Annotated in this window: 26 protein-coding genes and 1 riboswitch; of the genes, 14 read left to right on the top strand and 12 right to left on the bottom strand. The window is 61.6% G+C overall.

All coding sequences use genetic code 11. The annotated features are described in order from the left end of the window. Positions 1 to 18: 18 nt before the first annotated feature. Together metF and ahcY are read right to left on the bottom strand one after the other, a co-directional pair. Entirely contained in the window at positions 19 to 864 is an 846-nt protein-coding gene (gene metF, locus J5M56_RS13520) for a methylenetetrahydrofolate reductase [NAD(P)H] (protein ID WP_060478153.1), read from the bottom strand. Between the two features lie 126 nt (positions 865 to 990). After that, positions 991 to 2400, bottom strand: coding sequence for an adenosylhomocysteinase (gene ahcY, locus J5M56_RS13515; protein ID WP_207937120.1), 1410 nt, complete (start codon positions 2398 to 2400; stop codon positions 991 to 993). A gap of 21 nt (positions 2401 to 2421) precedes the next feature. Beyond that, positions 2422 to 2518, bottom strand: a riboswitch (S-adenosyl-L-homocysteine riboswitch). A 179-nt stretch (positions 2519 to 2697) separates the two neighbouring features. On the opposite strand from ahcY, the gene J5M56_RS13510 reads away from it, so the two are divergent. Beyond that, positions 2698 to 3099 carry a hotdog domain-containing protein gene (locus J5M56_RS13510; protein WP_060478151.1) on the top strand — a complete coding sequence of 134 codons (402 nt, stop codon included), beginning with the start codon at positions 2698 to 2700 and terminating at the stop codon, positions 3097 to 3099. Positions 3100 to 3130: 31 nt separating this feature from the next. Here the strand turns inward: J5M56_RS13510 and J5M56_RS13505 are convergent, their stop codons facing one another. The 3 genes from J5M56_RS13505 to J5M56_RS13495 all read right to left on the bottom strand — a co-directional run bounded on the left by J5M56_RS13505 (position 3131) and on the right by J5M56_RS13495 (position 5176). Next, positions 3131 to 4366: a sodium:proton antiporter gene (locus J5M56_RS13505; protein WP_060478150.1), complete on the bottom strand. Its 1236-nt coding sequence runs from the start codon at positions 4364 to 4366 to the stop codon at positions 3131 to 3133. Between the two features lie 194 nt (positions 4367 to 4560). Beyond that, positions 4561 to 4791 carry a hypothetical protein gene (locus tag J5M56_RS13500; protein WP_243430738.1) on the bottom strand — a complete coding sequence of 77 codons (231 nt, stop codon included), beginning with the start codon at positions 4789 to 4791 and terminating at the stop codon, positions 4561 to 4563. Positions 4792 to 4882: 91 nt separating this feature from the next. Next, positions 4883 to 5176, bottom strand: coding sequence for a hypothetical protein (locus tag J5M56_RS13495; protein WP_207937119.1), 294 nt, complete (start codon positions 5174 to 5176; stop codon positions 4883 to 4885). On the opposite strand from J5M56_RS13495, the gene J5M56_RS13490 reads away from it, so the two are divergent. Continuing rightward, positions 5164 to 5997, top strand: coding sequence for a DMT family transporter (locus J5M56_RS13490; RefSeq protein WP_060478149.1), 834 nt, complete (start codon positions 5164 to 5166; stop codon positions 5995 to 5997). The two genes, J5M56_RS13495 and J5M56_RS13490, sit on opposite strands and share 13 nt — an antisense overlap. A gap of 27 nt (positions 5998 to 6024) precedes the next feature. Further along, a complete protein-coding gene (locus tag J5M56_RS13485) occupies positions 6025 to 6411 on the top strand; it encodes an MAPEG family protein (protein ID WP_060478148.1) in 387 nt (128 codons plus the stop codon). Between the two features lie 81 nt (positions 6412 to 6492). On the opposite strand, the gene J5M56_RS13480 is transcribed toward J5M56_RS13485, so the two are convergent. Further along, a complete protein-coding gene (locus tag J5M56_RS13480; protein ID WP_186476335.1) occupies positions 6493 to 7644 on the bottom strand; it encodes an MltA domain-containing protein in 1152 nt (383 codons plus the stop codon). A 117-nt stretch (positions 7645 to 7761) separates the two neighbouring features. Here J5M56_RS13480 and J5M56_RS13475 point away from each other — a divergent pair, with 117 nt between their 5' ends. Continuing rightward, complete coding sequence (locus J5M56_RS13475) at positions 7762 to 8208, top strand: cytochrome c (RefSeq protein ID WP_207937118.1); 447 nt, start codon at positions 7762 to 7764, stop codon at positions 8206 to 8208. Between the two features lie 30 nt (positions 8209 to 8238). On the opposite strand, the gene J5M56_RS13470 is transcribed toward J5M56_RS13475, so the two are convergent. The 4 genes from J5M56_RS13470 to J5M56_RS13455 all read right to left on the bottom strand — a co-directional run bounded on the left by J5M56_RS13470 (position 8239) and on the right by J5M56_RS13455 (position 12775). Further along, complete coding sequence (locus J5M56_RS13470; protein ID WP_060478145.1) at positions 8239 to 8631, bottom strand: DUF1090 domain-containing protein; 393 nt, start codon at positions 8629 to 8631, stop codon at positions 8239 to 8241. 130 nt (positions 8632 to 8761) lie between these two features. Next, positions 8762 to 10429, bottom strand: coding sequence for an NAD-dependent DNA ligase LigB (gene ligB / locus J5M56_RS13465; protein WP_207937117.1), 1668 nt, complete (start codon positions 10427 to 10429; stop codon positions 8762 to 8764). A 143-nt stretch (positions 10430 to 10572) separates the two neighbouring features. After that, positions 10573 to 11763, bottom strand: a complete 1191-nt coding sequence (gene metK, locus J5M56_RS13460) for a methionine adenosyltransferase (protein ID WP_060478143.1) — start codon at positions 11761 to 11763, stop codon at positions 10573 to 10575. 19 nt (positions 11764 to 11782) lie between these two features. Beyond that, positions 11783 to 12775 (bottom strand): metalloregulator ArsR/SmtB family transcription factor, encoded by a 993-nt coding sequence (locus J5M56_RS13455; protein WP_186476338.1) that lies wholly within the window; start codon positions 12773 to 12775, stop codon positions 11783 to 11785. A gap of 228 nt (positions 12776 to 13003) precedes the next feature. Here J5M56_RS13455 and tkt point away from each other — a divergent pair, with 228 nt between their 5' ends. The 10 genes from tkt to J5M56_RS13405 all read left to right on the top strand — a co-directional run bounded on the left by tkt (position 13004) and on the right by J5M56_RS13405 (position 23256). Then, a complete protein-coding gene (gene tkt / locus J5M56_RS13450; protein WP_060478141.1) occupies positions 13004 to 15001 on the top strand; it encodes a transketolase in 1998 nt (665 codons plus the stop codon). Positions 15002 to 15155: 154 nt separating this feature from the next. After that, complete coding sequence (gene epd, locus J5M56_RS13445; protein ID WP_186476339.1) at positions 15156 to 16217, top strand: erythrose-4-phosphate dehydrogenase; 1062 nt, start codon at positions 15156 to 15158, stop codon at positions 16215 to 16217. A gap of 12 nt (positions 16218 to 16229) precedes the next feature. Then, positions 16230 to 17393, top strand: coding sequence for a phosphoglycerate kinase (locus J5M56_RS13440; protein ID WP_060478139.1), 1164 nt, complete (start codon positions 16230 to 16232; stop codon positions 17391 to 17393). Positions 17394 to 17425: 32 nt separating this feature from the next. After that, positions 17426 to 17644 carry a hypothetical protein gene (locus J5M56_RS13435; protein ID WP_060478138.1) on the top strand — a complete coding sequence of 73 codons (219 nt, stop codon included), beginning with the start codon at positions 17426 to 17428 and terminating at the stop codon, positions 17642 to 17644. Positions 17645 to 17720: 76 nt separating this feature from the next. Next, the gene (locus J5M56_RS13430) at positions 17721 to 18050 is read left to right on the top strand and encodes an MliC family protein (RefSeq protein ID WP_186476340.1); all 330 of its coding nucleotides are present in this window, start codon (positions 17721 to 17723) and stop codon (positions 18048 to 18050) included. A 100-nt stretch (positions 18051 to 18150) separates the two neighbouring features. Continuing rightward, on the top strand, positions 18151 to 19215 hold the full coding sequence (fba, locus tag J5M56_RS13425) for a class II fructose-bisphosphate aldolase (protein WP_008093958.1): 1065 nt from the start codon (positions 18151 to 18153) through the stop codon (positions 19213 to 19215). A 199-nt stretch (positions 19216 to 19414) separates the two neighbouring features. Further along, positions 19415 to 21535: an EAL domain-containing protein gene (locus J5M56_RS13420; protein WP_207937116.1), complete on the top strand. Its 2121-nt coding sequence runs from the start codon at positions 19415 to 19417 to the stop codon at positions 21533 to 21535. Between the two features lie 38 nt (positions 21536 to 21573). Continuing rightward, a complete protein-coding gene (locus tag J5M56_RS13415; protein ID WP_060478135.1) occupies positions 21574 to 22074 on the top strand; it encodes a M48 family metallopeptidase in 501 nt (166 codons plus the stop codon). A 12-nt stretch (positions 22075 to 22086) separates the two neighbouring features. Further along, entirely contained in the window at positions 22087 to 22383 is a 297-nt protein-coding gene (locus tag J5M56_RS13410) for a winged helix-turn-helix domain-containing protein (RefSeq protein WP_186476342.1), read from the top strand. Positions 22384 to 22518: 135 nt separating this feature from the next. Next, a complete protein-coding gene (locus J5M56_RS13405) occupies positions 22519 to 23256 on the top strand; it encodes a transporter substrate-binding domain-containing protein (protein WP_186476343.1) in 738 nt (245 codons plus the stop codon). 110 nt (positions 23257 to 23366) lie between these two features. Here J5M56_RS13405 and yccS read toward each other — a convergent pair whose 3' ends face one another. Together yccS and J5M56_RS13395 are read right to left on the bottom strand one after the other, a co-directional pair. After that, positions 23367 to 25550 carry a YccS family putative transporter gene (gene yccS / locus J5M56_RS13400; protein WP_207937115.1) on the bottom strand — a complete coding sequence of 728 codons (2184 nt, stop codon included), beginning with the start codon at positions 25548 to 25550 and terminating at the stop codon, positions 23367 to 23369. An 83-nt stretch (positions 25551 to 25633) separates the two neighbouring features. Continuing rightward, on the bottom strand, positions 25634 to 26815 hold the full coding sequence (locus J5M56_RS13395; RefSeq protein WP_207937114.1) for an NAD(P)/FAD-dependent oxidoreductase: 1182 nt from the start codon (positions 26813 to 26815) through the stop codon (positions 25634 to 25636). Positions 26816 to 26837 lie beyond the last annotated feature (22 nt).

The raw sequence follows: 26837 nt of genomic DNA, 5'->3' as shown, positions 1-26837 counted from the left end.
TGATCATGCCAAGAAATTTCAGCGTGGCAGCTTCAGGTTGTTCCATATCGCCAGGCTCGCTTCGGCCTGGTTGAGGGTATAGAAATGCAGGCCCGGTGCGCCGCCTTGCAGCAGTTGCTCGCACATACGGGTGATGACTTCCTCGCCGAAGGCCTGAATGCTCGCGGTATCGTCAGCGTAGGCTTCCAGTTGCTTGCGGATCCAGCGTGGAATCTCGGCGCCGCAGGCGTCGGAGAAGCGCGCCAGTTTGCTGTAGTTGGTGATCGGCATGATGCCGGGCACCACCGGTATGTCCACACCCAGCTTCTGCGCACGCTCGACGAAGTAGAAGTAGCTGTCGGCGTTGAAGAAATATTGGGTGATGGCGCTATCGGCCCCGGCCTTGACCTTGTGCACGAAGTTGCCCAGGTCCACCTCGAAGTTGCGCGCTTGCGGGTGCATTTCGGGGTAGGCAGCGACTTCCAGGTGGAAGTGGTCGCCGGTTTCCTGGCGAATGAACTCCACCAGGTCGCTTGCATAACGCAGTTCGCCACTGGCCATGCCCATGCCCGACGGCAGGTCGCCACGCAGGGCTACGATGCGCTTGATGCCAGCAGCCTTGTACTCGGCCAGCAGAGTGCGCAACTCGTCCTTGGTGTCACCGACGCACGACAGGTGCGGTGCTGCCGGGACTTTCACTTCATTTTCCAATTGCAGCACGGTGTTGAGCGTGCGATCGCGCGTGGACCCACCCGCACCGTAGGTGCAGGAGAAGAAGTCCGGATTGTACGCGGCCAACTGGCGGGCAACGCCCATCAGCTTTTCATGGCCGGCATCGGTCTTGGTTGGGAAGAATTCGAAACTGTAACGGCGTTCTTGGGACATCTGGCGTTCCTCGAGCAGCGTGCCTCAAGCAGCAAGCTGCAAGTAAAAGCCAGATCGGTGATGGCCGATCTGGCTTGGGCATCGTTCAGGTTCCGGCGTTGAAGCGGCTGGCTTCAAACCTGCCGCTTAGTAGCGGTAGGCGTGCGGCTTGAACGGGCCTTCGACGGTCACACCGATGTACTCGGCCTGTTGCGGGGTCAGTTGGGTAACCACGCCACCGAAGCCGCGGACCATTTCCAGGGCCACTTCTTCGTCGAGTTTCTTCGGCAGTACTTCCACGGTCAGGCGCTCGGCCTTCTGGGCGGCTGGCAGTTCGGCGAACTTCTGCTCGAACAGGAAGATCTGCGCCAGCACCTGGTTGGCGAAGGAACCGTCCATGATGCGGCTTGGGTGGCCAGTAGCGTTGCCCAGGTTCACCAAACGGCCTTCGGCCAGCAGTATGAGGTAGTCGTCGTTCTGTGGGTCGAAGGTACCAGCGCCGGTGCGGTGGATCTTGTGCACCTGTGGTTTGACCTCTTCCCAAGCCCAGTGCTTGCGCATGAAGGCGGTGTCGATCTCGTTGTCGAAGTGGCCGATGTTGCACACCACGGCACGTTTCTTCAGGGCCTTGAGCATGTTGGCGTCGCAGACGTTGACGTTACCGGTGGTGGTGACGATCAGGTCGATGCGGCCCAGCAGGTCGGCGTTGATGCCGGCTTCGGTACCTGTGTTGATACCGTCCTTGAACGGCGAAACCACTTCGAAGCCGTCCATGCACGCTTGCATGGCGCAGATGGGGTCGACTTCGGTGATCTTGACGATCATGCCTTCCTGACGCAGGGACTGGGCCGAGCCCTTGCCCACGTCACCGTAGCCGATCACCAGGGCTTGCTTGCCCGACAGCAGGTGGTCGGTGCCGCGCTTGATGGCATCGTTGAGGCTGTGACGGCAGCCGTACTTGTTGTCGTTCTTGCTCTTGGTGACCGAGTCGTTGACGTTGATGGCCGGGACCTTCAGCTCGCCCTTGGCCAGCATGTCCAGCAGGCGGTGCACGCCAGTGGTGGTTTCTTCGGTCACGCCGTGGATCTTGTCGAGCATGGCCGGGTATTTCTTGTGCAGGATCTCGGTCAGGTCACCACCGTCGTCCAGCACCATGTTGGCGTCCCACGGCTGGCCATCCTTGAGGATGGTCTGCTCGATGCACCACTCGTACTCCTGCTCGGTTTCGCCTTTCCAGGCGAATACCGGGATACCGGCGGCAGCGATGGCGGCAGCGGCCTGGTCCTGGGTGGAGAAGATGTTGCACGACGACCAGCGCACTTCGGCACCCAGGGCAACCAGGGTCTCGATCAGCACGGCAGTCTGGATGGTCATGTGGATGCAGCCGATGATCTTCGCGCCTTTGAGCGGTTGCTCGGCTTGATACTTGCGGCGCAGGCCCATCAGTGCCGGCATTTCCGACTCGGCGATGATGACTTCCTTGCGACCCCAGTCAGCCAGGGAAATGTCGGCGACCTTGAAGTCGGAAAAACCAGCAGGCGTGTTTACAGCGCTCATTGAGAGCCTCCATTCGTAGTGTGCGAATGGGCGCCGTTGTGCGTTGAGCGTCCACCTCAGCGGACAACGCCCCAACCGAGCCTGACAGGCCTAGCCTGCTGCAGCGCCCCTCGGATGGGTGGCGGGATGGCCGCCACTGCGGGCAGCCATGAGAATCGGCAGCGATTATAGCCGTGGCGGGGTGCCACACCCAAGGTTTTCTGTCGATTAATCGCGACGATAGTCGATGTTCGATGGAGCGCTGGCGGCCGCTCTGCCATCATGACTTCACGTTAGCCAAGCAGGTCAGGAGTACAGATGAACTTTCACACTCGTAAATGGGTTAAACCTGAAGACCTCAACCCCAACGGCACCCTGTTCGGTGGCAGCCTGCTGCGCTGGATCGACGAGGAAGCGGCGATCTACGCCATCGTCCAATTGGGTAACCAGCGCGTGGTCACCAAGTACATGTCGGAGATCAACTTCGTCAGTGCTTCGCGCCAGGGCGACATCATCGAACTGGGCATCACGGCCACCGAGTTTGGCCGTACCTCGATCACCCTTCGCTGTGAAGTGCGCAACAAGATCACCCGCAAGAGCATTCTCACGGTTGACCGCATGGTCTTCGTGAACCTGGGTGAGGATGGCTTGCCGGCGCCCCACGGGTGTACCGAGATCAAATACGTCCAGGACCAGTTCCCGGACTCTACGGTGGAGTGAAATGCGGGGCTGCCCAGCAGCCCCGCCTTGCTCACGGCTGGGCGCTGACCTTGCGCACCACTCGGCCGATGCTCAAACCCTGCACCAGGATCGACGACAGCACCACGATGTAGGTGATCGACAGCAGCAGGTCACGCTCTTCACCCAATGGCAGCGACAGCGCCAAGGCAACCGACACCCCGCCGCGCAGCCCGCCCCAGGTCAGAACGCGGACAGTGCCTTTGGGCACTGGCCGCCAGCGGCGCAACAGCACGATCGCCGGCGCTACGGTCAGCAAACGCGACAGCAGTACCGCCACTGCCAGCACTGCGCCCGCTGCCAGGTGCAGCCAGTTGAACGGCAACAGCAACAGCTCAAGGCCGATCAGGGCGAACAGCAGCGCATTGAGCATGTCGTCGATCAGTTCCCAGAAACCGTCCATGTAGCGGCGGGTCATGTCGTTCATCGCCAGGTTGCGCCCCAGGTTACCGATGATCAGACCCGCGACCACCATGGCGATCGGTGCCGAAACGTGCAGCTCATAGCACATGGCCGAGCCGCCGATCACCAGCGCCAGGGTCAGCATGACCTCGACCTGGTACTGCTCGACGCTTTTGATCATGCGGTAGGTTGCGTAGCCGATCAGGCCGCCGAACAGCGCACCCCCGATGGCCTCGCGGGCGAACAGGATGGCGGTGTCGGGTATGCTCGGCGTTTCTCCCAGTTGGATGATGCCCAATAGCACGGTGAACACCACAACAGCGGTACCGTCGTTGAACAGGGACTCACCGACGATGGTGGTCTTCAGAGGCTTAGGGGCGTTGGCGGTACGCAGCGCGCCCAGCACGGCGATGGGGTCGGTCGGGGAGATCAGCGCGCCGAACAGCAGGCAATAGATCAGTGGCACCTGCCAGCCGAACATGCCGAATACCCAGTGTGCCAGGTAGCCGATCACTACCGTGGCAATCAGCACACCCAGGGTGGCCAACAGCCCAATCGGCCAGCGGTAGCTGCGCAGGTCGCTGAGGTTCACGTGCAGCGCACCGGCAAACAGCAGGAATGCCAGCATCCAGTGCATCAGCAGGTCGTTGAAGTCGATCTGGTTCATCAGCCCTTCGACGCGTTCCTCCAGGCCAGGAAAGCCGATCAGGCTCAGCCCTTGCAGTATCAGAGAAAACAGCAGTGCGGTGACCATCACGCCGATGGCCGGTGGCAGGCCGATGAAGCGGTAATTCACGTAGGTGAGAAGGGTGGTAAGGCAGATAAACGCGGCTACTAATTCAAGCATCCCAATTCCTGTGACAGTGGCTTCCAAGTCGTTACCCGAATGACTCGGGTAGTGCTTTGATGGTCGGGTAAGGGTGTGGGGACACACTTTTCGACTGCGCAGGTAGACAACGTCCTGACTGCGAGGTTGCCAGAGGGGCGAGCCTGGCGGCTCGACCCTCGGTGACACGGGTTGGTCAACGAAGCATCGAAGGGTTACAGATCTTTCTTCACTGTCTTGTCGATATGCTTATCTGCTTTGTGGCGTTCTTTGTCCAAGTGCTTGGCGCCTTTGTCGATTTCTTTGCGGTCATGAGTGACCCCCTTGTCCACTTCGCGCACGTCATGGCGCACACCCTTTGCCACCTCGCCTTCTGCCTGCGCCATGGACACCGTCGTGAGGGTGGCCAAGGCGATAGCAAACGCAGCAACCATTTTCTTGATCATGTCAGCATTTCCTTCAAGTGGCGTATGTTGTCGGGCTTTGCAAACTGAATGTAGCCCAGTGCAGGTGCCCCATCGGGTAAGTGAACAGGGTTTAATCAGCGTTGGAGTGGCCGCAAGGCGAAGCATCTTCGAGCGCCCGCAACGTTGAAGCGTTGTACGTTGTTTCGGTTTTCGGAGGATGCTGAGCAAATGAACGGACGTTCATCTGGGCCAGCGCTTTGAAGTGGCAATCTCTGCGCGCAACTGATGCGCTCAAATCAAGCCCGCTGCGCTGAAGCGCTTTTTCGTTTCGCTCGCTGCCGATGATGGCCAGTATTAGCCGATGGCGAATAATGGCCATTTCACTCAAACCCAAGGCAAGGAACCGTTCGCGTGCTGGCAACATCCCTGGTACTGGTCGCCGCCATGCTGCACGCGGCCTGGAACACCCTGATCAAGTTCAGCGGCGAACGCCTGCTGGTCATCGCCAGCATGGACACGGTAGCGCTGGCTTTCGCCGTGTGCGCAGTACCCTTCAGCCAATTCCCCCCTGCTGCGGTATGGCCATGGCTGCTGGCGTCGGCGCTGGCCGAGCAGTTGTACCGTTTTTTGTTGATCAAGGCATATCGGGTTGGCGACCTTGGGTTGGTCTATCCTCTGATGCGAGGTTTGTCGCCATTGGTAGTGCTGGGGTTGACCCTGGCAGTGGCCGGTGAGTCGCTCAGCCAGCAGCAGATCATCGGTATCATGCTTATCCCCTGCGGTATGGCTTGCCTGTTGTGGCAAGGCGGGGGTGGCGAACGGTTGCCGTGGTCGATGCTGCCGGTGGTGGCGTTGATCGGTCTGTGTATCGGTTGCTATACCTGGTTCGACGGCCAGGCGGTGCGGCTGTGGGGGCAACCCTGGGATTACCTGGTATGGCTGACGCTGCTCAGTGCCTGGCCATTTCCCTTGCTCGCCAGCGTCGCGCGGCGTGCGCCATTCGTGCTGTTCTGGCGTACCCAATGGCGCCTGGGGCTGGCGGTGGGTTTTTGCGTGTTGTTCAGCTATGCGCTGGTGCTGTGGGCCATGCACCTGGGCTCGGTGGCCGAGGCCGCGGCGCTTCGCGAGGTAAGTGTGATCCTGGTGGTGCTGATGGGTATGCGCTATCTCAAAGAACCTTTTGGCGGGCCAAGACTCCTAGCTTGCGGGCTGGTCCTGGCAGGCATGCTGGTGATGAAGCTCTGAACCATTTTCGAACAAGGAGTCATGAGCATGACCGTTGCCCTGTGGTGCATCCTGATCGCCCTGTGTCTGCCGCTCTTGTGCGCATTGATTGCGAAAGTGAGCAGCGGCCGCTTCGGCATGAGAGACAACCATGATCCACGCGCATTTCTCGATAACCTTGAAGGCCTGCCGCGTCGAGCTCATTCGGCCCAGCAGAATAGTTTCGAGACGTTCCCTGCCTTCGCTGCGGCAGTGCTGGTGGCCGATATCGTCGGCAATGCCGAGCAGGTGACCCAGGATGTGCTGGGGGTGATGTATATCACCAGCCGGCTGCTCTACATCATCTGCTACCTGGCAGATTGGGCTGCGTTGCGCTCGCTGGTGTGGTTGGCGGGGTTGGGTATCATCATTTCGTTTTTCGTGGTTTCTGTCTGAAACTACACCGCCCGTTGCGCGGGTAAACCTGCTCCTTCACGCCTGAGGGAGCGGGTTTACCCGCAAAGCACCCATCGCCGATCAAGGCACTTTAGGCACATCTGGCAGTGGCTTGCCTTTGGGCCAAAGCATCCATATCTGCCCCTGCTGTTTCATGTTGCCTGCCAGTTCACCGGCTTTCGGCCCGGTTCCCCAGAACAGGTCGGCCCGCACCTCGCCGGTGATGGCCCCGCCAGTATCCTGAGCGCCCACAGGCCGTACCACGGGTGTGCCGTCAGGGCGTGTGGTCGAAAGCCACAACAGGCTACCCAACGGGATGACCTTGCGGTCGATGGCCACACTGTAACCCGCCGTCAGGGGCACATTCAGCGAGCCTCTTGGCCCTTCATTGCTATCCGGGCGGGTGCTGAAGAACACGTAGCTTGGGTTGCTGGCCAACAGTTCCGGGACGCGCTGAGGGTTGGCCATGGCCCAGGCATGGATGCTGCCCATGGACACATCCTCCTTTTTCAGTTGCCCTTGCTCGACCAGCCAGCGTCCGATCGGTCGATAGGGGTGGCCATTCTGGTCGGCATAGCCCAGGCGCAATTGCCGGCCATCTTCCAGCTGCACCCGGCCTGAACCCTGTATTTGCAGGAACTGCAGGTCCATTGGGTCGGTCAGCCAGGCCAGTACGGGGGCTTTGACGCCATCGCGGTTGATGACCTCGGCGGTGTCGTAGGGCTTGAGTACACGCCCTTCCAGGCGCCCGCGCAGGCGCTTGCCCTTGAGTTCCGGGTACACGCTGGCCAGGTCGACCACTATCATGTCGTCGGGTACGCCATACACCGCTACGTGCGCGGCTTCTGTGCGTTTCAGGCTGCCGGGATAGACGGGTTCGTAGTAGCCGGTGATCAGGCCATTGGCGGTGTTGTCTGCCGAGCGCAGGCCATACACCTGCAGGTTCTGCTCAAGGAAGGTACGCACCTGTGCGGCGCTGGCCGTGTCGCTGCCGGCTGCCTCACAGGTGGCTGCCCACACCGGGTCGCGCTTGAGTTTTTCGCAGCCACTGCGCCAGGCATAGAAGCCTGCCAGCAAGTCTTCGTCGCTGACCGCCGGCAGGTCCTGCCAGGTAGCAGGGGCGTAGGTAGCGACGGCATGTGGTTCAGGCTTGGCGCTCTCGCCGCCATTGCAGCCGGCCAGCAAGGCCAGGGCAGGGAGCGTCCAGGCCAAGTGGCGCAGGGCAGTTCTCATTGGTTTGATCCTGTGCACGGCGAACATGAAAAATCGCCCTTATAAATATGTGGCTATTGGTCTTTGCAGGCATGGCGGCGATACTGGCCGCCCATTTGCGAGGCCTATGTGACTGTGATGTTCAAGCGATTGACTGTTGTACTGCTTGCCGCCCTTGCCCTTACCGCCTGTGACCGGGTCGACCCTAACTCGCCACTTGGCAAGCGCAAGGCCATTTTCAAGGACATGCTCAAGACCAGCGAGGATATGGGGGGCATGCTGCGTGGTCGCTTGCCTTTCGATGGGCTGAAGTTCGCCGAGGGCGCGCTCAGGCTCGACAGCCTGGCTCACGCGCCGTGGGAGCATTTTCCACAGGTGCGTGATGAGGGTGACAGCAGCGCGCGCGCAGAGGTTTGGCAGCGTCAGGAGCGTTTCCATGACCTTGCCCGGCAACTGGAGGGCGTGACCGGCGAGTTGGTCGAGTCGACCCGAACCCAGCCCTTGGACCCCGCGCAACTGAAAGCGCCCATGGCCAAGGTCGAGGCAGCGTGCAAAGCGTGCCACAGCGAATTTCGCAACCATTGATCGCCTGCCTCGACAGGCGCCCTCATACCGTCAGCGGTCTAGGTCGTCCACTGCTTCCTGTAGTTCCTTGCGGGATTCGGCAAGCTTGTCTTTGCGCTTGTTGATTTTTTCAGCGTCGCCTTTTTTCTCGGCCTTTCTCAGGTCTTTTTCCCGTTGCGCCACCTCATGACGGGCATCGAGCACCTTTTGCTCGCGCTCTTTGCGCAGGCTGGCATCGGTGCAGTTCTCGACGCCGCGCAGCGCTTGCTCAAGGCCTGCGACTTGGTCGCTGTTGCCATGATCGCGGGCAATTTTGAGCTGGTTTTCGATAGCGCTGCGCTTGGCCGCGCAACCGCTGAGGCCTTGTTCGGGTTGAGCGGCTTGGGCGGCGCCGGTAGTGAGGCCTAGTGCACTGAGCACTACCAGGGTGGAAATCAATTTCATCGGGGCCTCCTTGAGGGGGCGGGGCAGCAAAAGATGGAGCAAATCCTGCCTTGCTTTTGATGATTTAGGAACCCTTGTTGGACTTTTCTGACGCAATCCTGGCACTTCCTTACAAGGCGCCGCTGAAAAGTCATTCAAAACCGGCTATGCCATTTTCCGCCAGTTGCCGGGCAAGCTCTTGCACAGGCTCAGCTGCGAAAAACGCCTCTAGCTGGTTGGCGCGGGTAGCGCCAACGCCAGGCAGGGCTTGCCATTGCGCTGCGGAGCGGCTGGCGAGGGTTGCCCAGTCGTCCTGCGTCGACCAGGCGCGCGGGGCCGGCACGCCAAGGCCGTTGACCCACTGGCTGAAGGGTCTGCTGCGGCCAAGCTCGAAACTCCGCTGCAGGCGGCTGGCGCTGTTGGCGCCGATCCCTGGCAGCTCGGCCAACTGCTCGGCATCCAGCGCCAGCCAGTCTGCCAGCGATGTCACCAGCCCGCCACGTACCAGTCGTCGCCAGGTGCCTGGCCCGGTGCCCGGCATGGCCAGGCCATGTTTGCCACTGAGCCAGGTCAGGCGCGCAACGAACTGTTCTTCGCAGTGGTCAGTCGCTTGCCAGCATGTCATTGGCCCGTAATCGTCGAGTGCAGGTGCTTTAACGCTGCGACGCTCGGCGGCGCGGTGTGCAACCTGCTCGAAGCGAGGGATGGTCAGCCCCGCCAGGCCGATGACGACGTGGTCCCCAGGGCCAACTTCGAGCGCCCGCCAGCGTGCGAGGGAGCCAAGGCTCACTTGCGCGATAAGGCGGTCATCGAGCTGGACTGGCTGTAGTTTCAGAATGGGGGTGACCCTGCCAGTGCGGCCAATGCGAAAGTGCACGTCACGGACTTCGGCCAGCGCCTGGGTAATGGGGTACTTCCAGGCCGCGATCCAGTAGGGCGCGTTAACCTCCCAGCGCTCGGCGGCTGGCCTTGCATTCTGGCGCAGGATCACGCCGTCCGTGGCAAAGGGCAGGGCTGTGCGGTAAAAGTGCTGGCGCCACTGCTCGGCCTCGGCGGCAGTGCCGATGGACACACTCAAGCGCTGGCTGTCGGAAAAACCCAGGGCGGCCAACCTTGCCATGCGCTCGCCTTGATCCCTGGGCCCCTGCGGCCAGTCCCAGACGAACAGGGCGATGCCTAAGCCTTGTTCACCGCTCAGCTGCTTGCGTGCCAACAAGCCTGCGACCGTGGCGCGAGCGTTGACGCTGCCTGCCTGTGCCTGCACGTGGTGGTCCAGATGCAGGTAAAGCTCGCCTTGCAATGTCAGGTCCAATGGGTGGGTCAGTGGATGGTTAAGGCGCTGCAGCGAGTCGATATGCCGGCTCCAGTCATGGCCGTTGATACCATCTCCACGGCTGAGCAGCTGCACCAGCCGACCTTGGCGGTAGACCAGGGTGACTGCGACGCCATCCACCTTGGGTTGCAGCCAGACTTCGGCCTTGCCTCGCATCCATTGGGCCACAGCCCTTTCGTCCGAGAGCTTGGCGACACCTGTGTGACGGATGGGGTGGGCGATCGGCCCACGTGCGCTGGCCAGCGAGTTCAGCTCGCTCGGCAGGGCGAAGCAGCCTTGCAGGTGCACAAGGCGCTGCCTGCTCTGGTCGTACACCTGGTCCGGCACCAGGGATTGACCCAGCCGGTGGTAGTGGTCGTCCCAACGGCGCACCGTTTCATGCAGGCGAGTGACCTCTGCATGAGCCCGCTCAGCCGACCAGTTCGGGCAGCCTGTGGCGTGGGTCTTGAGTGGCATGAACAGCAGCAACACTAGCAGCAGCGGCATGGCCAGCATCCTTGCTTGGCAGTGGAAGCTTCAGCCTAGGCAAACACGAGCAGCGCTGCCCTAGGCAGTTGTCAGCCGATATGTCACAAAAAAGGCCCCAGCCGATCGCTCGGCAGGGGCCTTCAGTTACCGCTGTAGGGAAATTACAGGCCGGCAGCGTCACGCAGCGACTGGGCGCGGTCGGTAAGCTCCCAGGTGAACGTGGTGAAGGTGTCGTCGCCGACGGTCTTCTGCTGCGGCTGGCGGCCGAAGTGGCCGTAGGCTGCGGTTTCCTGGTACATCGGGTGCAGCAGGTCGAGCATTTTGGTGATGGCATATGGGCGCAGATCGAAGCACTCACGCACCAGTTGAATGATCTTCTCGTCCGATACTTTGCCGGTGCCGAAGGTGTTGATCGATATCGAGGTTGGCTGGGCTACGCCAATGGCGTAGGACACCTGGATCTCGCAGCGTTCGGCCAGGCCTGCAGCGACGATGTTCTTGGCCACGTAACGGCCGGCGTAGGCAGCGGAGCGGTCGACCTTGGACGGGTCTTTGCCAGAGAAGGCCCCACCACCGTGACGTGCCATGCCGCCATAGGAGTCAACGATGATCTTGCGGCCGGTCAGGCCACAGTCGCCCACCGGGCCACCGATGATGAAGTTGCCGGTCGGGTTGATGTGGTACTGGGTGCCTTTGTGCAGCAGTTCGGCCGGCAGGGTGTGCTTGACGATCAGCTCCATCACGGCTTCCTGCAGGTCTTTTTGCGAGACCTCAGGATTGTGCTGGGTCGACAGCACCACCGCATCGATACCCACAACCTTGCCATTTTCGTAGCGGCAGGTGACCTGGGACTTGGCGTCCGGGCGCAGCCACGGCAGCAGGCCAGACTTGCGCGCTTCGGCCTGACGCTCGACCAGGCGGTGCGAGAAGCAGATCGGGGCCGGCATCAGTACGTCGGTTTCGTTGCTCGCGTAGCCGAACATCAAACCTTGGTCACCGGCGCCTTGGTCTTCCGGCTTGGAGCGGTCGACGCCCTGGGCGATGTCCACCGACTGCTTGCCGATGATGTTCATCACGGCGCAGGTGGCGCCGTCGAAACCAACGTCGGAGCTGTTGTAGCCGATATCGATGATGACCTTGCGCACCAGTTCTTCCAGGTCGACCCAGGCAGAGGTGCTGACTTCACCGGCGATGATGGCGACACCGGTCTTGACCAGGGTTTCACAGGCTACGCGGGCGTATTTGTCCTGGGCGATGATGGCATCCAGGACCGCGTCCGAAATCTGGTCGGCGATTTTGTCCGGATGCCCTTCAGACACGGACTCGGAGGTGAAAAGGGAGTATTCGCTCATCTCGACGGGTTCCTAAAATTTACCGATGGTGAGTGTCGCCAGCCGTCCGCTGAAAATGGCGGACCTGAATCTGGAAACCGTTACGCAAGCCCACATACAGGCTGTCCCCGGGGGCCAGCCCGGCTGCTGTGGCCCAACGGGCCAGGTCGTCCTGTTCGAAGCCTAGCCAGAGGTCGCCGCAGGCTTCCCGCGCCCACCCCTGGTCATGGCTGCACAGTTCGGTGACCAGCAGGCTGCCGCCTGCCTTCACCCGTTTGGCCAGCTGGCGCAGGGCCAGGGCCGGGTCGCTGAAGTGGTGCAGGACCATATTCAGCACAACGCAGTCGGCTTCCACATCCGTTGCACCCAGTGCATCGGCCAACTGCAGGTTTACATTACTCAGGCATTCGCGTTCGCAGACCTGGCGCGCCAGCTCGAGCATGGTCGGGCTGTTATCCATGGCCGTGACCTTGGCGAAGCGCCGCGCCAGGTCCGGCAGGAAGCCGCCATCGCCGGGGCCAACTTCCAGTGCACTGGCAGCCGGGGCGAAGTTCAGCTTGTCGAGCAGCGCCAGCAGGCTCTCGCGGTACTGCGGCAGGCCGGCGATCAGGTCTTGCTGGGCGCGAAACTTCTCTTCCACACGCAGGAAGAAGTCCTGGCTGGTGGCGGCTCGGCGTTGCTGCACCTGGGCGATGCGCGCCTGTACGTCCTCGGGCAAAGTCAGACCGTCAACTTCATCGAGCAGGGCCATGTGCAGGCGCCCGCCAAAGCGCTGGCCGTCGGGCAGGGCACGGCGATAGAAAATCGCATTGCCCTCACGCCGGGTGGCCACGAGATCCGCCTGGGCCAGCACTTTGAGGTGATGGCTCATGCCTGACTGGCCGATGTCGAAGATCTGCGCAAGCTCCAGCACGCCGAACGAATCGCTGGCCAACGCGCGCAATACATTCAGGCGCAGCTCGTCGCCACTGGCTTTGCACAGAGCAGCCAGTGTGTCGCTTTGCTGGGGCAGCGGTTGCGCACGTAGGTTCATGGGGCGGCAGTCTAGACAGGCAAGGCTGCCCTAGCAAGGTCAATATCAAAAAGTTTTGATATTGATGGATGGGCGGGTACATCTGTCGATTTTTTCGCCGCAATGCGGCCCAATCACAGGAAAATCCCCCAACTGCGACCATCCGTCATTGCCCCCGGCCCCCGCAGTGGGCGAAAATAGCCGTCTTTTTCGTCTCACCACCCCTTTCAAGCCCCCAGGAGATAAGCGATGCCCAGCCGTCGTGAACGTGCCAACGCCATTCGTGCCCTCAGCATGGATGCCGTGCAAAAGGCCAACAGCGGCCACCCAGGTGCCCCAATGGGCATGGCGGATATCGCCGAAGTGCTGTGGCGCGACTACATGAAGCACAACCCGAGCAACCCGGATTTCGCCGACCGTGACCGCTTCGTGCTGTCCAACGGCCACGGCTCGATGCTGATCTACTCGCTGCTGCACCTGACCGGCTACGACCTGTCGATCGACGACCTCAAGGGTTTCCGCCAACTGCACAGCCGTACCCCAGGCCACCCGGAATATGGCTACACCCCGGGCGTTGAGACCACCACCGGCCCGCTCGGTCAGGGTCTGGCCAACGCCGTGGGCTTCGCCCTGGCCGAAAAAGTCCTGGCTGCCCAGTTCAACCGTGAAGGCCACAACATCGTCGACCACAACACCTATGTATTCATGGGCGACGGTTGCATGATGGAAGGCATCTCCCACGAAGTCGCTTCCCTTGCCGGCACTTTGGGCCTGAACAAGCTGATCGCCTTCTATGACGACAATGGCATCTCCATCGACGGTGAAGTGCACGGCTGGTTCACCGATAACACCCCAGCACGTTTCGAAGCGTACAACTGGCAGGTGATCCGCAACGTCAACGGCCACGACGCCGACGAGATCAAGATGGCCATCGAGACGGCGCGCAAGAGCGACCGCCCGACCCTGATCTGCTGCAAGACCACCATCGGCTTCGGTTCGCCGAACAAGCAGGGTAAAGAAGACAGCCACGGCGCTCCGCTGGGCAGTGACGAAATCGCCCTGACCCGCAAAGCATTGAACTGGAGCCACGGCCCGTTCGAAATCCCGGCCGACATTTATGCCGAATGGGATGCCAAAGAAGCCGGTGCCAAGGCTGAAGCCGACTGGAACCTGCGTTTCGAGGCATACGCCAAGGCTTACCCCGAGCTGGCTGCCGAGTTCAAGCGCCGTGACAGCGGCGAGCTGCCGGCCGACTTCAGCGAAAAGGCCCAGGCCTATATCAACGAAGTGGCTGCCAAGGGTGAAACCATCGCCAGCCGCAAGGCCAGCCAGAACGCGCTCAATGCCTTCGGCCCGCTGCTGCCTGAGTTTCTCGGTGGTTCGGCTGACCTGGCCGGTTCCAACCTGACCCTGTGGAAAGGCTGCAAAGGCGTCGAAGCAAACGATGCCAGCGGCAACTACGTGTTCTACGGCGTGCGTGAATTCGGCATGACTGCGATCATGAACGGTGTTGCCCTGCACGGTGGCCTGGTCCCTTACGGCGCGACCTTCCTGATGTTCATGGAATACGCCCGCAACGCGGTGCGCATGTCGGCCCTGATGAAGCAGCGCGTGATTCATGTCTACACCCACGACTCCATCGGTCTTGGCGAAGACGGCCCGACTCACCAGCCGATCGAGCAGCTCGCCAGCCTGCGCAGCACCCCCAACCTGGATACCTGGCGCCCAGCCGACGCGGTCGAATCGGCCGTTTCCTGGAAAAACGCCCTGGAACGCAAGGACGGCCCATCTGCGCTGATCTTCTCGCGCCAGAACCTGCAGCACCAGGAGCGCGACGCACAGCAGATCGCTGACATCAGCCGCGGTGGCTACGTGCTCAAGGATTGCGCTGGCGAGCCGGAGCTGATTCTGATCGCCACCGGTTCGGAAGTGGGCCTGGCCGTTCAGGCCCATGCCAAGCTCACCGAGCAAGGCCGCAAAGTCCGCGTTGTCTCCATGCCTTGCACCAGCGTGTTCGATGCCCAGGACGCTGCGTACAAGCAGTCGGTACTGCCGGTCGAAGTGGCTGCGCGCATCGCCATCGAAGCCGCCCATGCTGACTTCTGGTACAAATATGTGGGGCTGGAAGGCCGTATCATCGGCATGACCACCTACGGTGAATCGGCCCCGGCCGCTGCACTGTTCGAGGAGTTCGGCTTCACCCTGGACAACATTCTGGGTACTGCCGAAGAACTGCTGGAAGACTGATGTAAAGATCTGCGGGCGGTGTCGCCCCTGCTCGCGGGCAAGCCCGCCCCCACAGAGGTTGCATATGACCCTGTGGCGGCGGGCTTGCCCGCGAATAAGGGCCACGCACTCGATCCGCAGGCTGATGACAATAAGACTGTCTCGTGAGCACCGAATGCCCCACCCGCGTCCCTACAAAGTTGCACTCAACGGTTATGGCCGCATCGGCCGCTGTGTCCTGCGCGCACTGTTCGAGCGGGGGGCCCAGGCCGGCTTCGAGATCGTCGCGCTCAACGACCTGGCCGACCAGGCCAGTATCGAATACCTGACACGCTTCGACTCCACCCACGGGCGTTTTCCCGGCCAGGTGAGGGTCGATGGCGATTGTCTGCATATCAATGGCGATTGCGTGAAAGTCATGCGCAGTGCCACCCCTGAAGGCATCGATTGGGCCGCTTTGGGCATCGACCTGGTGCTGGAATGCTCGGGTGTCTATCACACCCGCGCCGATGGCCAGCGCTTCCTTGATGCCGGCGCACCGCGCGTGCTTTTCTCGCAGCCGATGGCCAGTGAAGCCGACGTCGACGCCACCGTGGTCTACGGCATCAACCAACAGTGCCTGACCGGTACCGAACGCTTGGTTTCCAACGCTTCGTGTACCACCAACTGTGGTGTGCCGCTGCTGCGCGTGCTTGACCAGGCATTGGGTATCGAGTACGTGCAGATCACCACCATTCACTCGGCGATGAACGATCAGCCGGTGATCGACGCCTACCACCATGAAGACCTGCGCCGCACGCGCTCGGCCTTCCAGTCGGTTATCCCGGTATCCACCGGCCTTGCGCGCGGTATCGAGCGCCTGCTTCCGGAACTTGCCGGGCGAATCCAGGCCAAAGCGGTACGTGTGCCAACCGTCAACGTCTCATGCCTGGACATCACCCTGCAGACCTCCCGCGACACCAGCGCGGCCGAAGTCAACCGGGTGCTGCGCGAGGCCGCGCTGAGCGGCCCGCTCAAAGGCTTGTTGGCATACACCGAGCTGCCTCACGCCAGCTGTGATTTCAACCATGACCCGCATTCGGCCATCGTCGATGCCAGCCAGACCCGCGTTTCCGGCACTCGCCTGGTGAACCTGCTGGCCTGGTTCGACAACGAATGGGGGTTCGCCAACCGTATGCTCGACGTTGCCGACCATTATCTGCACGTCGTTCACCCAACCCGCAGCAAACAGCCCTGAAGGACTGCATTCATGACCGTGTTGAAGATGACCGACCTCGACCTGCAAGGTAAGCGCGTACTGATTCGCGAAGACCTCAACGTTCCTGTGAAGGACGGTGTGGTATCCAGCGATGCGCGTATCCTGGCAGCGCTGCCGACCATCAAGCTGGCCCTGGAAAAGGGTGCAGCGGTGATGGTCTGCTCGCACCTGGGCCGCCCGACCGAAGGCGAGTTCTCTGCCGAGAACAGCCTGCAGCCGGTTGCCGACTACCTGAGTAAGGCCCTGGGCCGCGATGTACCGTTGGTTGCCGACTACCTGGGCGGCGTTCAAGTGAACGCAGGTGACCTGGTGCTGTTCGAAAACGTGCGCTTCAACAAGGGTGAGAAGAAAAACGCTGACGAGCTGGCCCAGCAGTACGCGGCTTTGTGTGACGTGTTCGTGATGGACGCTTTCGGCACCGCTCACCGCGCTGAAGGCTCCACCCATGGCGTGGCGAAGTTCGCCAAAATCGCTGCTGCCGGCCCGCTGCTGGCCGCTGAGCTGGATGCCTTGGGCAAGGCCCTCAAGGCCCCGGCCAAACCGATGGCGGCCATCGTCGCTGGCTCCAAGGTGTCGACCAAGCTGGATGTCCTGAACAGCTTGAGCGGCGTGTGCGACCAACTGATCGTCGGTGGCGGCATCGCCAACACCTTCCTGGCAGCAGCCGGTCACCCGGTTGGCAAGTCGCTGTACGAGCCTGACCTGGTCGAAACGGCCAAGGCCATCGCCGCCAAGGTCAGCGTTCCCCTACCGGTCGATGTCGTGGTGGCCAAGGAGTTCGCCGAAACCGCGCAAGCTACGGTCAAGGCCATTGCCGACGTAGCTGCCGACGACATGATCCTGGACATCGGCCCGCAAACCGCTGCCCAGTTCGCCGACCTGCTGAAGTCGTCCAAGACCATTTTGTGGAATGGCCCGGTTGGCGTATTCGAGTTCGATCAATTCGGTAACGGCACTCAGGTACTGGCCAAGGCCATCGCTGAAAGCGCTGCATTTTCCATCGCCGGTGGTGGCGATACTCTGGCTGCCATCGACAAATATGGCGTAAGCAAGGATATCTCCTACATTTCTACCGGTGGCGGTGCCTTCCTCGAGTTCGTCGAAGGCAAAGTGCTGCCGGCCGTGGCGATCCTTGAAGAGCGGGCAAAAGCCTGAGCAGGGCGGCGCCTGGCAAAGGGAGTGACCTGATGGTCAAGCAATTGCCTTTGATGATTCTGGCTGGCCTGCTAGGCGCGTGCTCCAGCAGCCCGTCCCCTGAGGCCGACCCCTCGCAACCGCCCAAGGGCGGTTGCTACCAGTCTGAATGGCAGGCCGAAACCGTGCCGGTCATCAGCAAGCGTGTGGGCCCGCAAGGCCTGGAAAAGTACGACGAAGAACACCAGCGCCAGGCGCCGGGTTGCCCTTGAAGTGCGTTCCTGCCTCGGGCGTTTGGTCGGGGCAGGCAACCAAGCGACTGCAATGCGGTCATCTAGAGGATATGCAATGAAAGCGCTGCTGGCCGCGACGGCCCTGGCGACACTGGCAGGCTGCTCGCTGATGCAGTCTGCGCCCTCCGCCCCTGCGGATGACTGGACCCGCTGGGTGTGCGACACCCAGGCCGAAGTGCTGTGGCGCTTTGCCGATGCCGAGCGCGACCAGGTTGACGTACGCCTGGGCGGCGGTGACCAGGTATACCGGCTCAAATCCGAGCCGGGCGCCTCTGGCGCGCTGTACAGCGACGGCGTGCTGGCCTTTCACACCAAGGGCGAAGAAGGCCTGGTGTACTGGGTGGCGACCAACGATCTGATTGGGCGGGGCTGCAAGGCACCGTGAATGGCCGGGCCGCCCAGGTGGCCCACACTACTTGAACAGCAACCGCCCCTGCGGCAGGCTTGCACGAAACAAACGACGCTTGTCGGGAGAGAGATACACAATGGCACTCATTAGCATGCGCCAGATGCTGGACCACGCCGCCGAGTTCGGTTACGGCGTTCCGGCTTTCAACGTCAACAACCTCGAGCAGATGCGCGCCATCATGGAAGCGGCCGACAAGACCGACTCTCCAGTGATCGTCCAGGCTTCGGCCGGTGCCCGCAAATATGCCGGTGCTCCGTTCCTGCGCCACCTGATCCTGGCTGCCATCGAAGAATTCCCGCACATTCCGGTGTGCATGCACCAGGACCACGGCACCAGCCCTGACGTGTGCCAGCGTTCCATTCAGTTGGGCTTCAGCTCGGTAATGATGGACGGCTCGCTGGGCGAGGATGGCAAGACCCCGACCGACTACGAGTACAACGTGCGCGTCACCCAGCAGACCGTGGCCATGGCCCATGCCTGTGGTGTTTCGGTAGAAGGTGAACTGGGCTGCCTGGGTTCGCTGGAGACCGGCATGGCCGGTGAAGAAGACGGCATCGGTGCCGAAGGTGTGCTGGACCACAGCCAGATGTTGACCGACCCGGAAGAAGCCGCCGACTTCGTCAAGAAAACCCAGGTCGACGCCCTGGCCATCGCCATCGGCACCAGCCACGGTGCGTACAAGTTCACCAAGCCACCTACCGGTGACGTGCTGGCCATCGACCGTATCAAGGAAATTCACAAGCGTATCCCCAACACCCACCTGGTGATGCACGGTTCTTCCTCGGTACCACAAGAGTGGCTGGCGATCATCAATCAGTACGGTGGCGACATTAAGGAAACCTACGGTGTACCGGTCGAGGAAATCGTCGAAGGCATCAAACACGGCGTGCGCAAGGTCAACATCGACACCGACCTGCGTCTGGCCTCTACCGGTGCCATGCGCCGCCTGATGGCGCAGAACCCGAGCGAGTTCGACCCGCGCAAATTCTTCGGTGAGACCGTGAAGGCCATGCGTGATGTGTGCATCGCCCGTTACGAAGCCTTCGGCACCGCCGGCAATGCCTCGAAGATCAAGCCGATCTCCCTGGAAGGCATGTTCCAGCGCTACCTCAAAGGTGAGCTGGCCGCCAAGGTCAACTGAGTCTCAGGCAAGAACTGAAGAAACCCGCAGCGATGCGGGTTTTTTTATGTGTCGCAAATGCTGCAGGCACACCGTTAGTCGGCTAACGTGAAACTTGTCGATTGATAGCTATCTGGTTGCATTGCTTGCTGCATGCACGGGTCTAGAGTGTTAATCGGATCCAAAAGGACTTTGAAGTCGGTCATACAAGAGACGCAGCATGGATGGCGCTTACCCTCAACCACTGGATGGAACGTCTGTTCTTCTGGTGGTAGATGATTACCCGGAAAACCTCATCAGCATGCGTGCCCTGCTGGCGCGCAACGATTGGCAAGTATTGACCGCAAGCTCGGGCATGGAGGCCTTGGGCAAGCTGCTGGAACACGAGGTCGATCTGGTCCTGCTCGATGTGCAGATGCCGGAAATGGATGGTTTTGAGGTGGCCCGCCTGATGCGCGGCAGCCAGCGTACCCGGCTGACCCCAATCATCTTCCTCACCGCCAACGAGCAGTCCGAAGCGGCCGTGCTCAAGGGCTATGCCAGCGGGGCGGTGGATTATCTGTTCAAGCCGTTCGATCCTCAGATCCTCAAGCCCAAGGTTCAAGCCCAGTTGGAACAGCAGCGCAATCGGCGCATGCTGCAGCGCCTGACCCGGGAGCTTGAGGCTGCCCGGACGTTCAACGCCTCCATCCTCGAAAACGCCGCCGAGGGCATCCTGGTTGTCGACGCCAGCGGCGTCATCAGCTTCGCCAACCCGGCAATCTCAAGCTTGATGTGCGCTCCGGTTGGGCAACTTCAGGGTTCCCGCCTGCTTGATCTGCTGCAATTGGCCAGTGCCAGCTTGTGGAACGAGTCCGAGTTCTACAGCGCCTACCTGACGCGGCAGATCGTACGCGTCCACGATGCCCACCTGCGCACCCCGCAGGGCCACCTGATACCGGTCGCCCTGTCATGCGCGCCGCTGCCGGCGGAACAGCAGTCGATGGTGGTCACGGTGCTGGACATGTCGGCCGAGCGTAGCCTGCACCAGCAACTGGAATATCAGGCGGTGACCGATCCTCTGACCGGGCTGCTCAACCGCCGTGGTTTCTATCAGTCGGCCGAAGGCGTGTTGCTGCGCGGCGAGCATTCGAACAAGGCCCAGGCCTTGATGTACATGGACCTGGACGGGTTTAAGCGGATCAATGACTCGCTGGGCCACGAAGCCGGCGACCGGGTGCTGCGCTGGGTGGCTGAGCAGATCAAAGACTGCCTTGGCAGCGAGGCGCTGTTGGCGCGCATCGGCGGTGACGAGTTCATCGCGCTGTTCGATGGTTTGCCCTATCCTGAGCTAGCCGGGCGCCACGCCGAGAAGCTGCTCGAGCGGGTGTCGATTCAGCAGCAGGTGGACGGGGTCGACGTGTGCCTGGGCGTGAGCATCGGCATCGCCACATACCCCGACTGCGGCGCGAATGTCGAGGGCTTGCTGCGCGCTGCCGATACCGCGATGTATGCGGCCAAGCAGGCCGGCCGCCACCAGTATCGTTTTTATGATGTGGAACTCAATGGCCGCGCTCGTTCGCGCCTGATGCTCGAAGACAGCGTGCGCAATGCCATCGAAGACCACGACTTCACCCTTGTCTACCAACCTCAGGTGGCCTTTGCCGATGGTCGCCTGCGTGGTTTCGAGGCGCTGCTGCGCTGGCAGCACCCAAGCGTAGGCGATGTGCCGCCCGGCCTGTTCATCCCGCTGCTGGAGGAGGCGCGCCTGATCAACCGGCTGGCCAGCTGGATCTATCGTCAAGGCGCCGCGCAACGTCAGGCGTGGTGCCGGGCATTTGCCCCGGAACTGGTCTTGGGCATCAGCCTGAGCCGAGCGCAGTTCACCATGCCGAGCCTGGTCGATGAACTGCAGCGGGTGATTCAGGATTATCACCTGGACCCGGCACAACTGGAGGTCGAGGTGGCCGAGACCTCCTTGATGTACAACATCGAGGCGGCGATCAAACAGACCCAACGCCTGCGCGACCTGGGCGTGCGAGTGGCCTTGGACGACTTTGGCGCTGGCGACTGCTCGCTGCGCATGTTGCGCGACCTGCCTATCGACACCTTGAAGCTGGACCGCCATCTGGTGGCGCGTTTGCCGGATTCGGCGGGAGATGCCGCTTTGGTGCGTACGGTCATCGATTTGTGCGGGCAGTACGGCATCACTGTGATCGCCGAGGGGGTAGAGACACAGGCCCAGGCCGCGTGGCTCAAAGCGAACGGATGCGCTTACAGTCAGGGTTTTCTGGTGGCACATCCACTGACAGCGGCCGATGCCACTGGCTTTCCGGCAATTTATCCCTGGCCTGGGCTGTGATTGGCTAGAATCAGCGTTCGTTACGCCGAAGCCATGCCATGACCGTATTACGCTATTTGCAAGCCTACCCCCCGCACCTGCAAGAGCAGGTGCGGCAGATGATCGACAGCGACCGCCTGGGCCAATACCTTGAACGGCGCTACCCCGGGCGCCATGACGTGCAGAGCGACAAGGCGCTGTACAGTTATGCCCAGGACCTGCGCCAGCAATACCTGCGCAGCGCGCCTAACCTGGACAAGGTACTGTTCGACAACCGCTTGGACCTGACCCATCGGGCCCTGGGGCTCAACACAGCGGTATCGCGAGTACAGGGTGGCAAGCTCAAGGCGAAGAAAGAAATTCGTATCGCCTCGTTGTTCAAGGAGGCCGCGCCGGAATTTCTGCGCATGATCGTGGTGCACGAGCTGGCGCACCTGCGCGAGCGCGACCACAACAAAGCGTTCTACCAGCTCTGCCAACACATGGAGCCGGCCTACCATCAACTGGAGTTCGACCTGCGCGTCTACCTGACCTACCGGGAGTTGCCGGGCAACCTGTAAGGACCACGCAGCATGGATGTGAGCAAGACCAAAAGCAGTTTCTATCGCCGCCTCTACGTGGCCTGGCTGATCGACAGCCAGGCTGCCACCAGCGTGCCAGCGCTTGTGGAGGCCACCGGCATGCCTCGGCGTACGGCCCAGGACACCATCGCTGCGCTCGCCGACCTGGATATCCTTTGTGAGTTCGAGCAGCAGGAAGGGGCGCGCAACCATGCTGGGCATTATCGCATTCACGACTGGGGGGCGATCGACAAGCAGTGGATCGTCCGCAACCTGCGGCAGGTCAAAGAAGTACTGGGCTATCCATGAGTTGTTGCGTCCTCACGGCCAAAATAGAGGCTAAATGACACTATTGGCTGCTGCCACCTGCAGCCTCTTTGTGTACGCTCACTTTTGCGAATCGCCTATCACTGCGTGTGCCCCCCACTGCAAAAGGACTTATGCATGCGGCCACTGCTTTGCGCGTTGGGTTTGCTGGGTGTGCTCGTTGCAGGTCCTGCACTGGCCCAGAACAAGCTGCGGCTAGTGGCCGATACCTGGCCGCCGTTCACCGAAAGCAGCATGCCGGGCGGTGGCTTGGCCACCAGCCTGGTCACCACGGCGCTGGCCCGCGCCGGTTATACCAGCAGCTACGAGCAAGTGCCTTGGGCGCGAGCGTTGATGGGCATTGGCGAGGGGCGCTACGACGTGCTGATAAACGCTTGGCACAACGATGCACGCAAACGGCTTGGGCAGTTCTCCAAGGGCTACCTGAGCAATCGCATCCGCCTCCTCAAGCGCAAGGGCCAGACGTTGCGCTACCAACGCCAGTCCGATCTCTATCCCTTCAGTATCGCTGTGGTGCGCGACTACGCTTACTCTTCAGCGTTCGATGCCGACACGCTCCTGCACAAGGTGCCAGTGCGCGACTTTTCCACCGCCGTGCGCATGCTGGCTGCCGCGAGGGTCGACCTGGCTGTGGAGGATGAATACGTCGCCCGCTACAACCTGCAACGCGAGCCGCAGAGTGTGCGCGATGAGGTGGAACTGATGGAGCCATTGCTGGGTGAGAATACCCTGCATATTCTGGTGAGCCTCAAGCACCCCGACCACCAGCAAATCGTCGAGCGCTTCGACCAGGCCATCGCTGCTATGAAAGCCGATGGAAGCTACGCACGGCTGCTGCACCAGTATGGTTTCTGACCCCGCCTGTTATCGGGTGAAGCTCACCACCGAGGGTTAAGACTGCCTCGCAGGGAACGCTAGTGGGTAGGTGCCGCTTCAGCGGCGAGCAGACCGCTGTAAAAAGCACCTCAGGTAGATGGCGCCTCTTTGATCAGGTGAGCAGCCAGCGTGCGCAGCGGCGCGAGTTGCCGGCATATCAGCGCCAACTGCGTCTGCACCAGCCTTTGATGCTCATCCAGCTCATCGGGCATCTGCTCCAGAGCATCGGCCAGGGCCTCTTCGGTATCACTGTGTATGGCCACTGGCAGCCGTGCCGACAGACCATTGGCGATTTCGTCCAGGCTGTTGGCCAGGCTTTGTCCGGCGCCGTCGATCAACTGCTCCTGCACATCGGTCGGCAAGGCGGTGTCGCGGTGAGCACCCAGCCCCGACAGGTAACTGAGCAAGGTATGCGAGAGCACCAGGAAGCGGAAACCGACATCAGCTTCCTTACGGAAATGCCCAGGCTCCATCAACATGTTGGCCAGCGTGGTCGACAGCGCTGCGTCGGCGTTGTGGGCGTTGCGTCGAGCCAGGCGGTAGGCGAGGTCGTCGCGCTTGCCGTAAGCATACTGCTGCATGATCTGGCGCAGGTACACGCTGGCGCAGGTGAGGGTGTTGGCCAGTGCCTTGTTCAGCCGCCGGCCTTGCCAGTCGGGGAGGAACAGGAATACCGCGAGGATCGCGATCAGGCTGCCGACCAAGGTATCGAACAAGCGCGGCAGGAACAGGCCGTAGCCATCCCCAATCTGGTTGAAGCAGAACAGTACCATCAGGGTGATCGCAGCCGTGGCCAGGGCGTAGCGGGTGGTACGGTTGACGAAGAACACCACCCCTGCAGCCACGGCGAACAGTGACTGGATCACCGGGTTGGGGAACAGGTCGAACAGCGCCCAGCCTACGGTCAGGCCTATCGCGGTGCCGAATATCCGCTGCACCAGCTTGCGCCGGGTGGCGCCGTAGTTGGGCTGGCAGACGAACAACGTAGTGAGGATGATCCAGTAACCCTGGGTCGGGTGGATTAGGTGCACCATGCCGTAACCGATCGAAAGCGCCAGCGGCAGGCGCAGCGCGTGACGGAACAGCAGCGAAGTCGGCGTAAGCTGGGTACGCAGGCGTGTCCAGACATCCTTGAAGTTGCGCGGCGAGCGGTCGAGCAGGCTGCTGTCGCTGGCATCGGCCAGGCTGTCGGGGTTGCTGGCGGCGCTGAGCAGGCGGTCGAGGGTGGCCAGGTTGGCGGCCAGCGCCCGCAGTGAGCGTAACAGGCCGCGCCAGGCCGGGTTGCTTTGCAAGCGCAAGTGCTCGAGGGAGGCGTTGAGGTCCTCCAGGGCTTCGGCAAAGCCTGTGGCCAGCACGAATGGCTGACGCAGGCGGATGGAGCGTGCCAGTTCCTGGCAGGAGGCGCCTTGCTTGCGCAGCAGGCGCTGGCAACGAAACATCACATCGCTATGGAAGAACGCTTCGTTAAGGGCGTTGTAGGGGTAGTGCGAGGCACTGACCCGCTCATGGATGTCCTGGGCCAAGAAGTACAACTTCAGGTAGCGGCTGACCTTGGAGTTCGGTTGGCTGTTGCCAACCCGGTGCAAGATGATTTCCTTGGCAGCGTTCAATGCTGCCACGACCTTGCCATTCTGCCGAGCAAGGTCCAGGCGCTGGGCCTCGACATCGAGGTTGCGGATCGGCTCGAACAGGCTGGCCTTGAGCTTGAGGTAGCTGCCCAATTCATAGAACAGCTTGGCCAGGCTCTGCTGCACCGGCTGGTTGGAGAACAGCGCCTGCCACAGCACCGAGAGCAGGCCATACCATGCAGCGCCCGCCACCAGCAGCATCGGCTCGTGCCAGAAATCGCTGACCTGGCCACCGCGTTGGTCTACACCGATCATGGTGTAGACCGAAGTGATCAGGGTTGCCGATGCGATCGCACCATAACGCTCGCCCAGGGCGCCGAGCATGGTCAGCGCGAAGGCTGCCAGCGCCAGGGCGATGACGAAGATCCACGGGTAGGGGAACAGCAATTCCACAGCAAGTGCGGCAATGGCAAAGCAGGGAAGGGTGACCGCCAGGGCGCTGAGGCGGCCTTGCCAGCTGTCATCGGTCTCGGCCAAGGCACTGGCGATGATGCCGAGAAACAGTGGGATCAACAGGGCCATTTCGTTCTGGTACCAGCACAGGGCCAGGCTGCCGGTAAGGGCGATGGTGACCCGGATGCTGTAGCTGAACTTGTCTTGGCCCCACAGACGACGCAGTGACTGACGCAACGAGCTCGATGACATGATGGCCTGCTAGGCAGTGATCGAATGAATGCATTGCAGCACGGCCAGCAAGAAGCGTTCCGTGCTGCTGAATGGATTCTACTCTACACGAACTGCGCTGCGGCGTTGGCCGATGCCCAGGCCCACTGGAAATTGAAACCGCCCAAATGGCCGGTAACGTCGAGCACTTCGCCGATGAAGTACAAACCAGGGCTTTTCAGCGATTCCATGGTTTTTGACGACACCTCACGGGTGTCGACGCCGCCGAGGGTGACTTCCGCTGTGCGATAGCCTTCGGTACCCGCTGGCACCACTTGCCAGTTGGCCAGTTGCTCCGCGATCTGGGCCAGTTGCGCTGGTGTGTACTGCTTCATCGGCCGAGATTCGAACCACTGGTCGGCCAATAGGTTGGCCAGCTTGCGGGTAAATACCTCGCCCAGCACGGTCTTCAATTCGGCGTTGGCGCGCTCGACCTGCATCTGCTGCAGCCAGCTCAGTGCATCGCGGTCGGGCAGCAGGTTGATTTGCACGGTATCGCCAGCTTCCCAGAACGAGGAAATCTGCAGGATCGCGGGGCCACTGAGGCCGCGATGGGTAAACAGCAGGTTCTCCCGGAAGCTGGCGCCGTTGCAGCTGGCGGTGCAGTCCAACGAGGTGCCCGAAAGCTCGGTGCACAGTGCCTTGAGTTGGGGCTCGGTGATCGTGAACGGCACCAGTCCGGCTCGGGTCGGCAGCAGGGTGTGGCCGAACTGGCGGGCTACCTGGTAGCCGAAACCGGTAGCGCCCAAAGTCGGGATCGACAGGCCGCCGGTGGCGATGACCAGTGACTGGCAGGCAAACTGGCCGCCGCTGGTTTGCAGCAAATAACCGGCTTCGGTCTTCTCGATGTGCTCGATACTGGTGTGCATGCGGATCTCGGCGCCTGCCTCATCGCATTCGGCCAGGAGCATATCGAGGATGTCGCTGGCCTTGTTGTCGCAGAACAGCTGGCCGAGCTTCTTTTCGTGGTACGGCACTGCATGCTTGGCAACCAGCTCGATGAAGTCCCACTGGGTGTAGCGGGCCAGCGCCGATTTGCAGAAGTGCGCGTTATGCGAGAGGAAATTGCTCGGCTCGGTGTAGAGGTTGGTGAAGTTGCAGCGCCCGCCGCCGGACATGAGGATCTTCTTGCCGGGTTTGTTGGCGTGGTCGAGCAACAATACCCGGCGGCCGCGGCGCGCGCTGAGCTGGGCGCACATCAGGCCGGCGGCGCCGGCGCCGAGGATGATCACGTCGGTGGAATGCACGGTGTAAACCTTCTTGAAAAAA

This window comes from Pseudomonas sp. 51_B, from assembly GCF_017491595.1.
Taxonomy (GTDB): domain Bacteria; phylum Pseudomonadota; class Gammaproteobacteria; order Pseudomonadales; family Pseudomonadaceae; genus Aquipseudomonas; species Aquipseudomonas promysalinigenes.
This window is presented reverse-complemented; position numbering and strand designations above follow the sequence as displayed.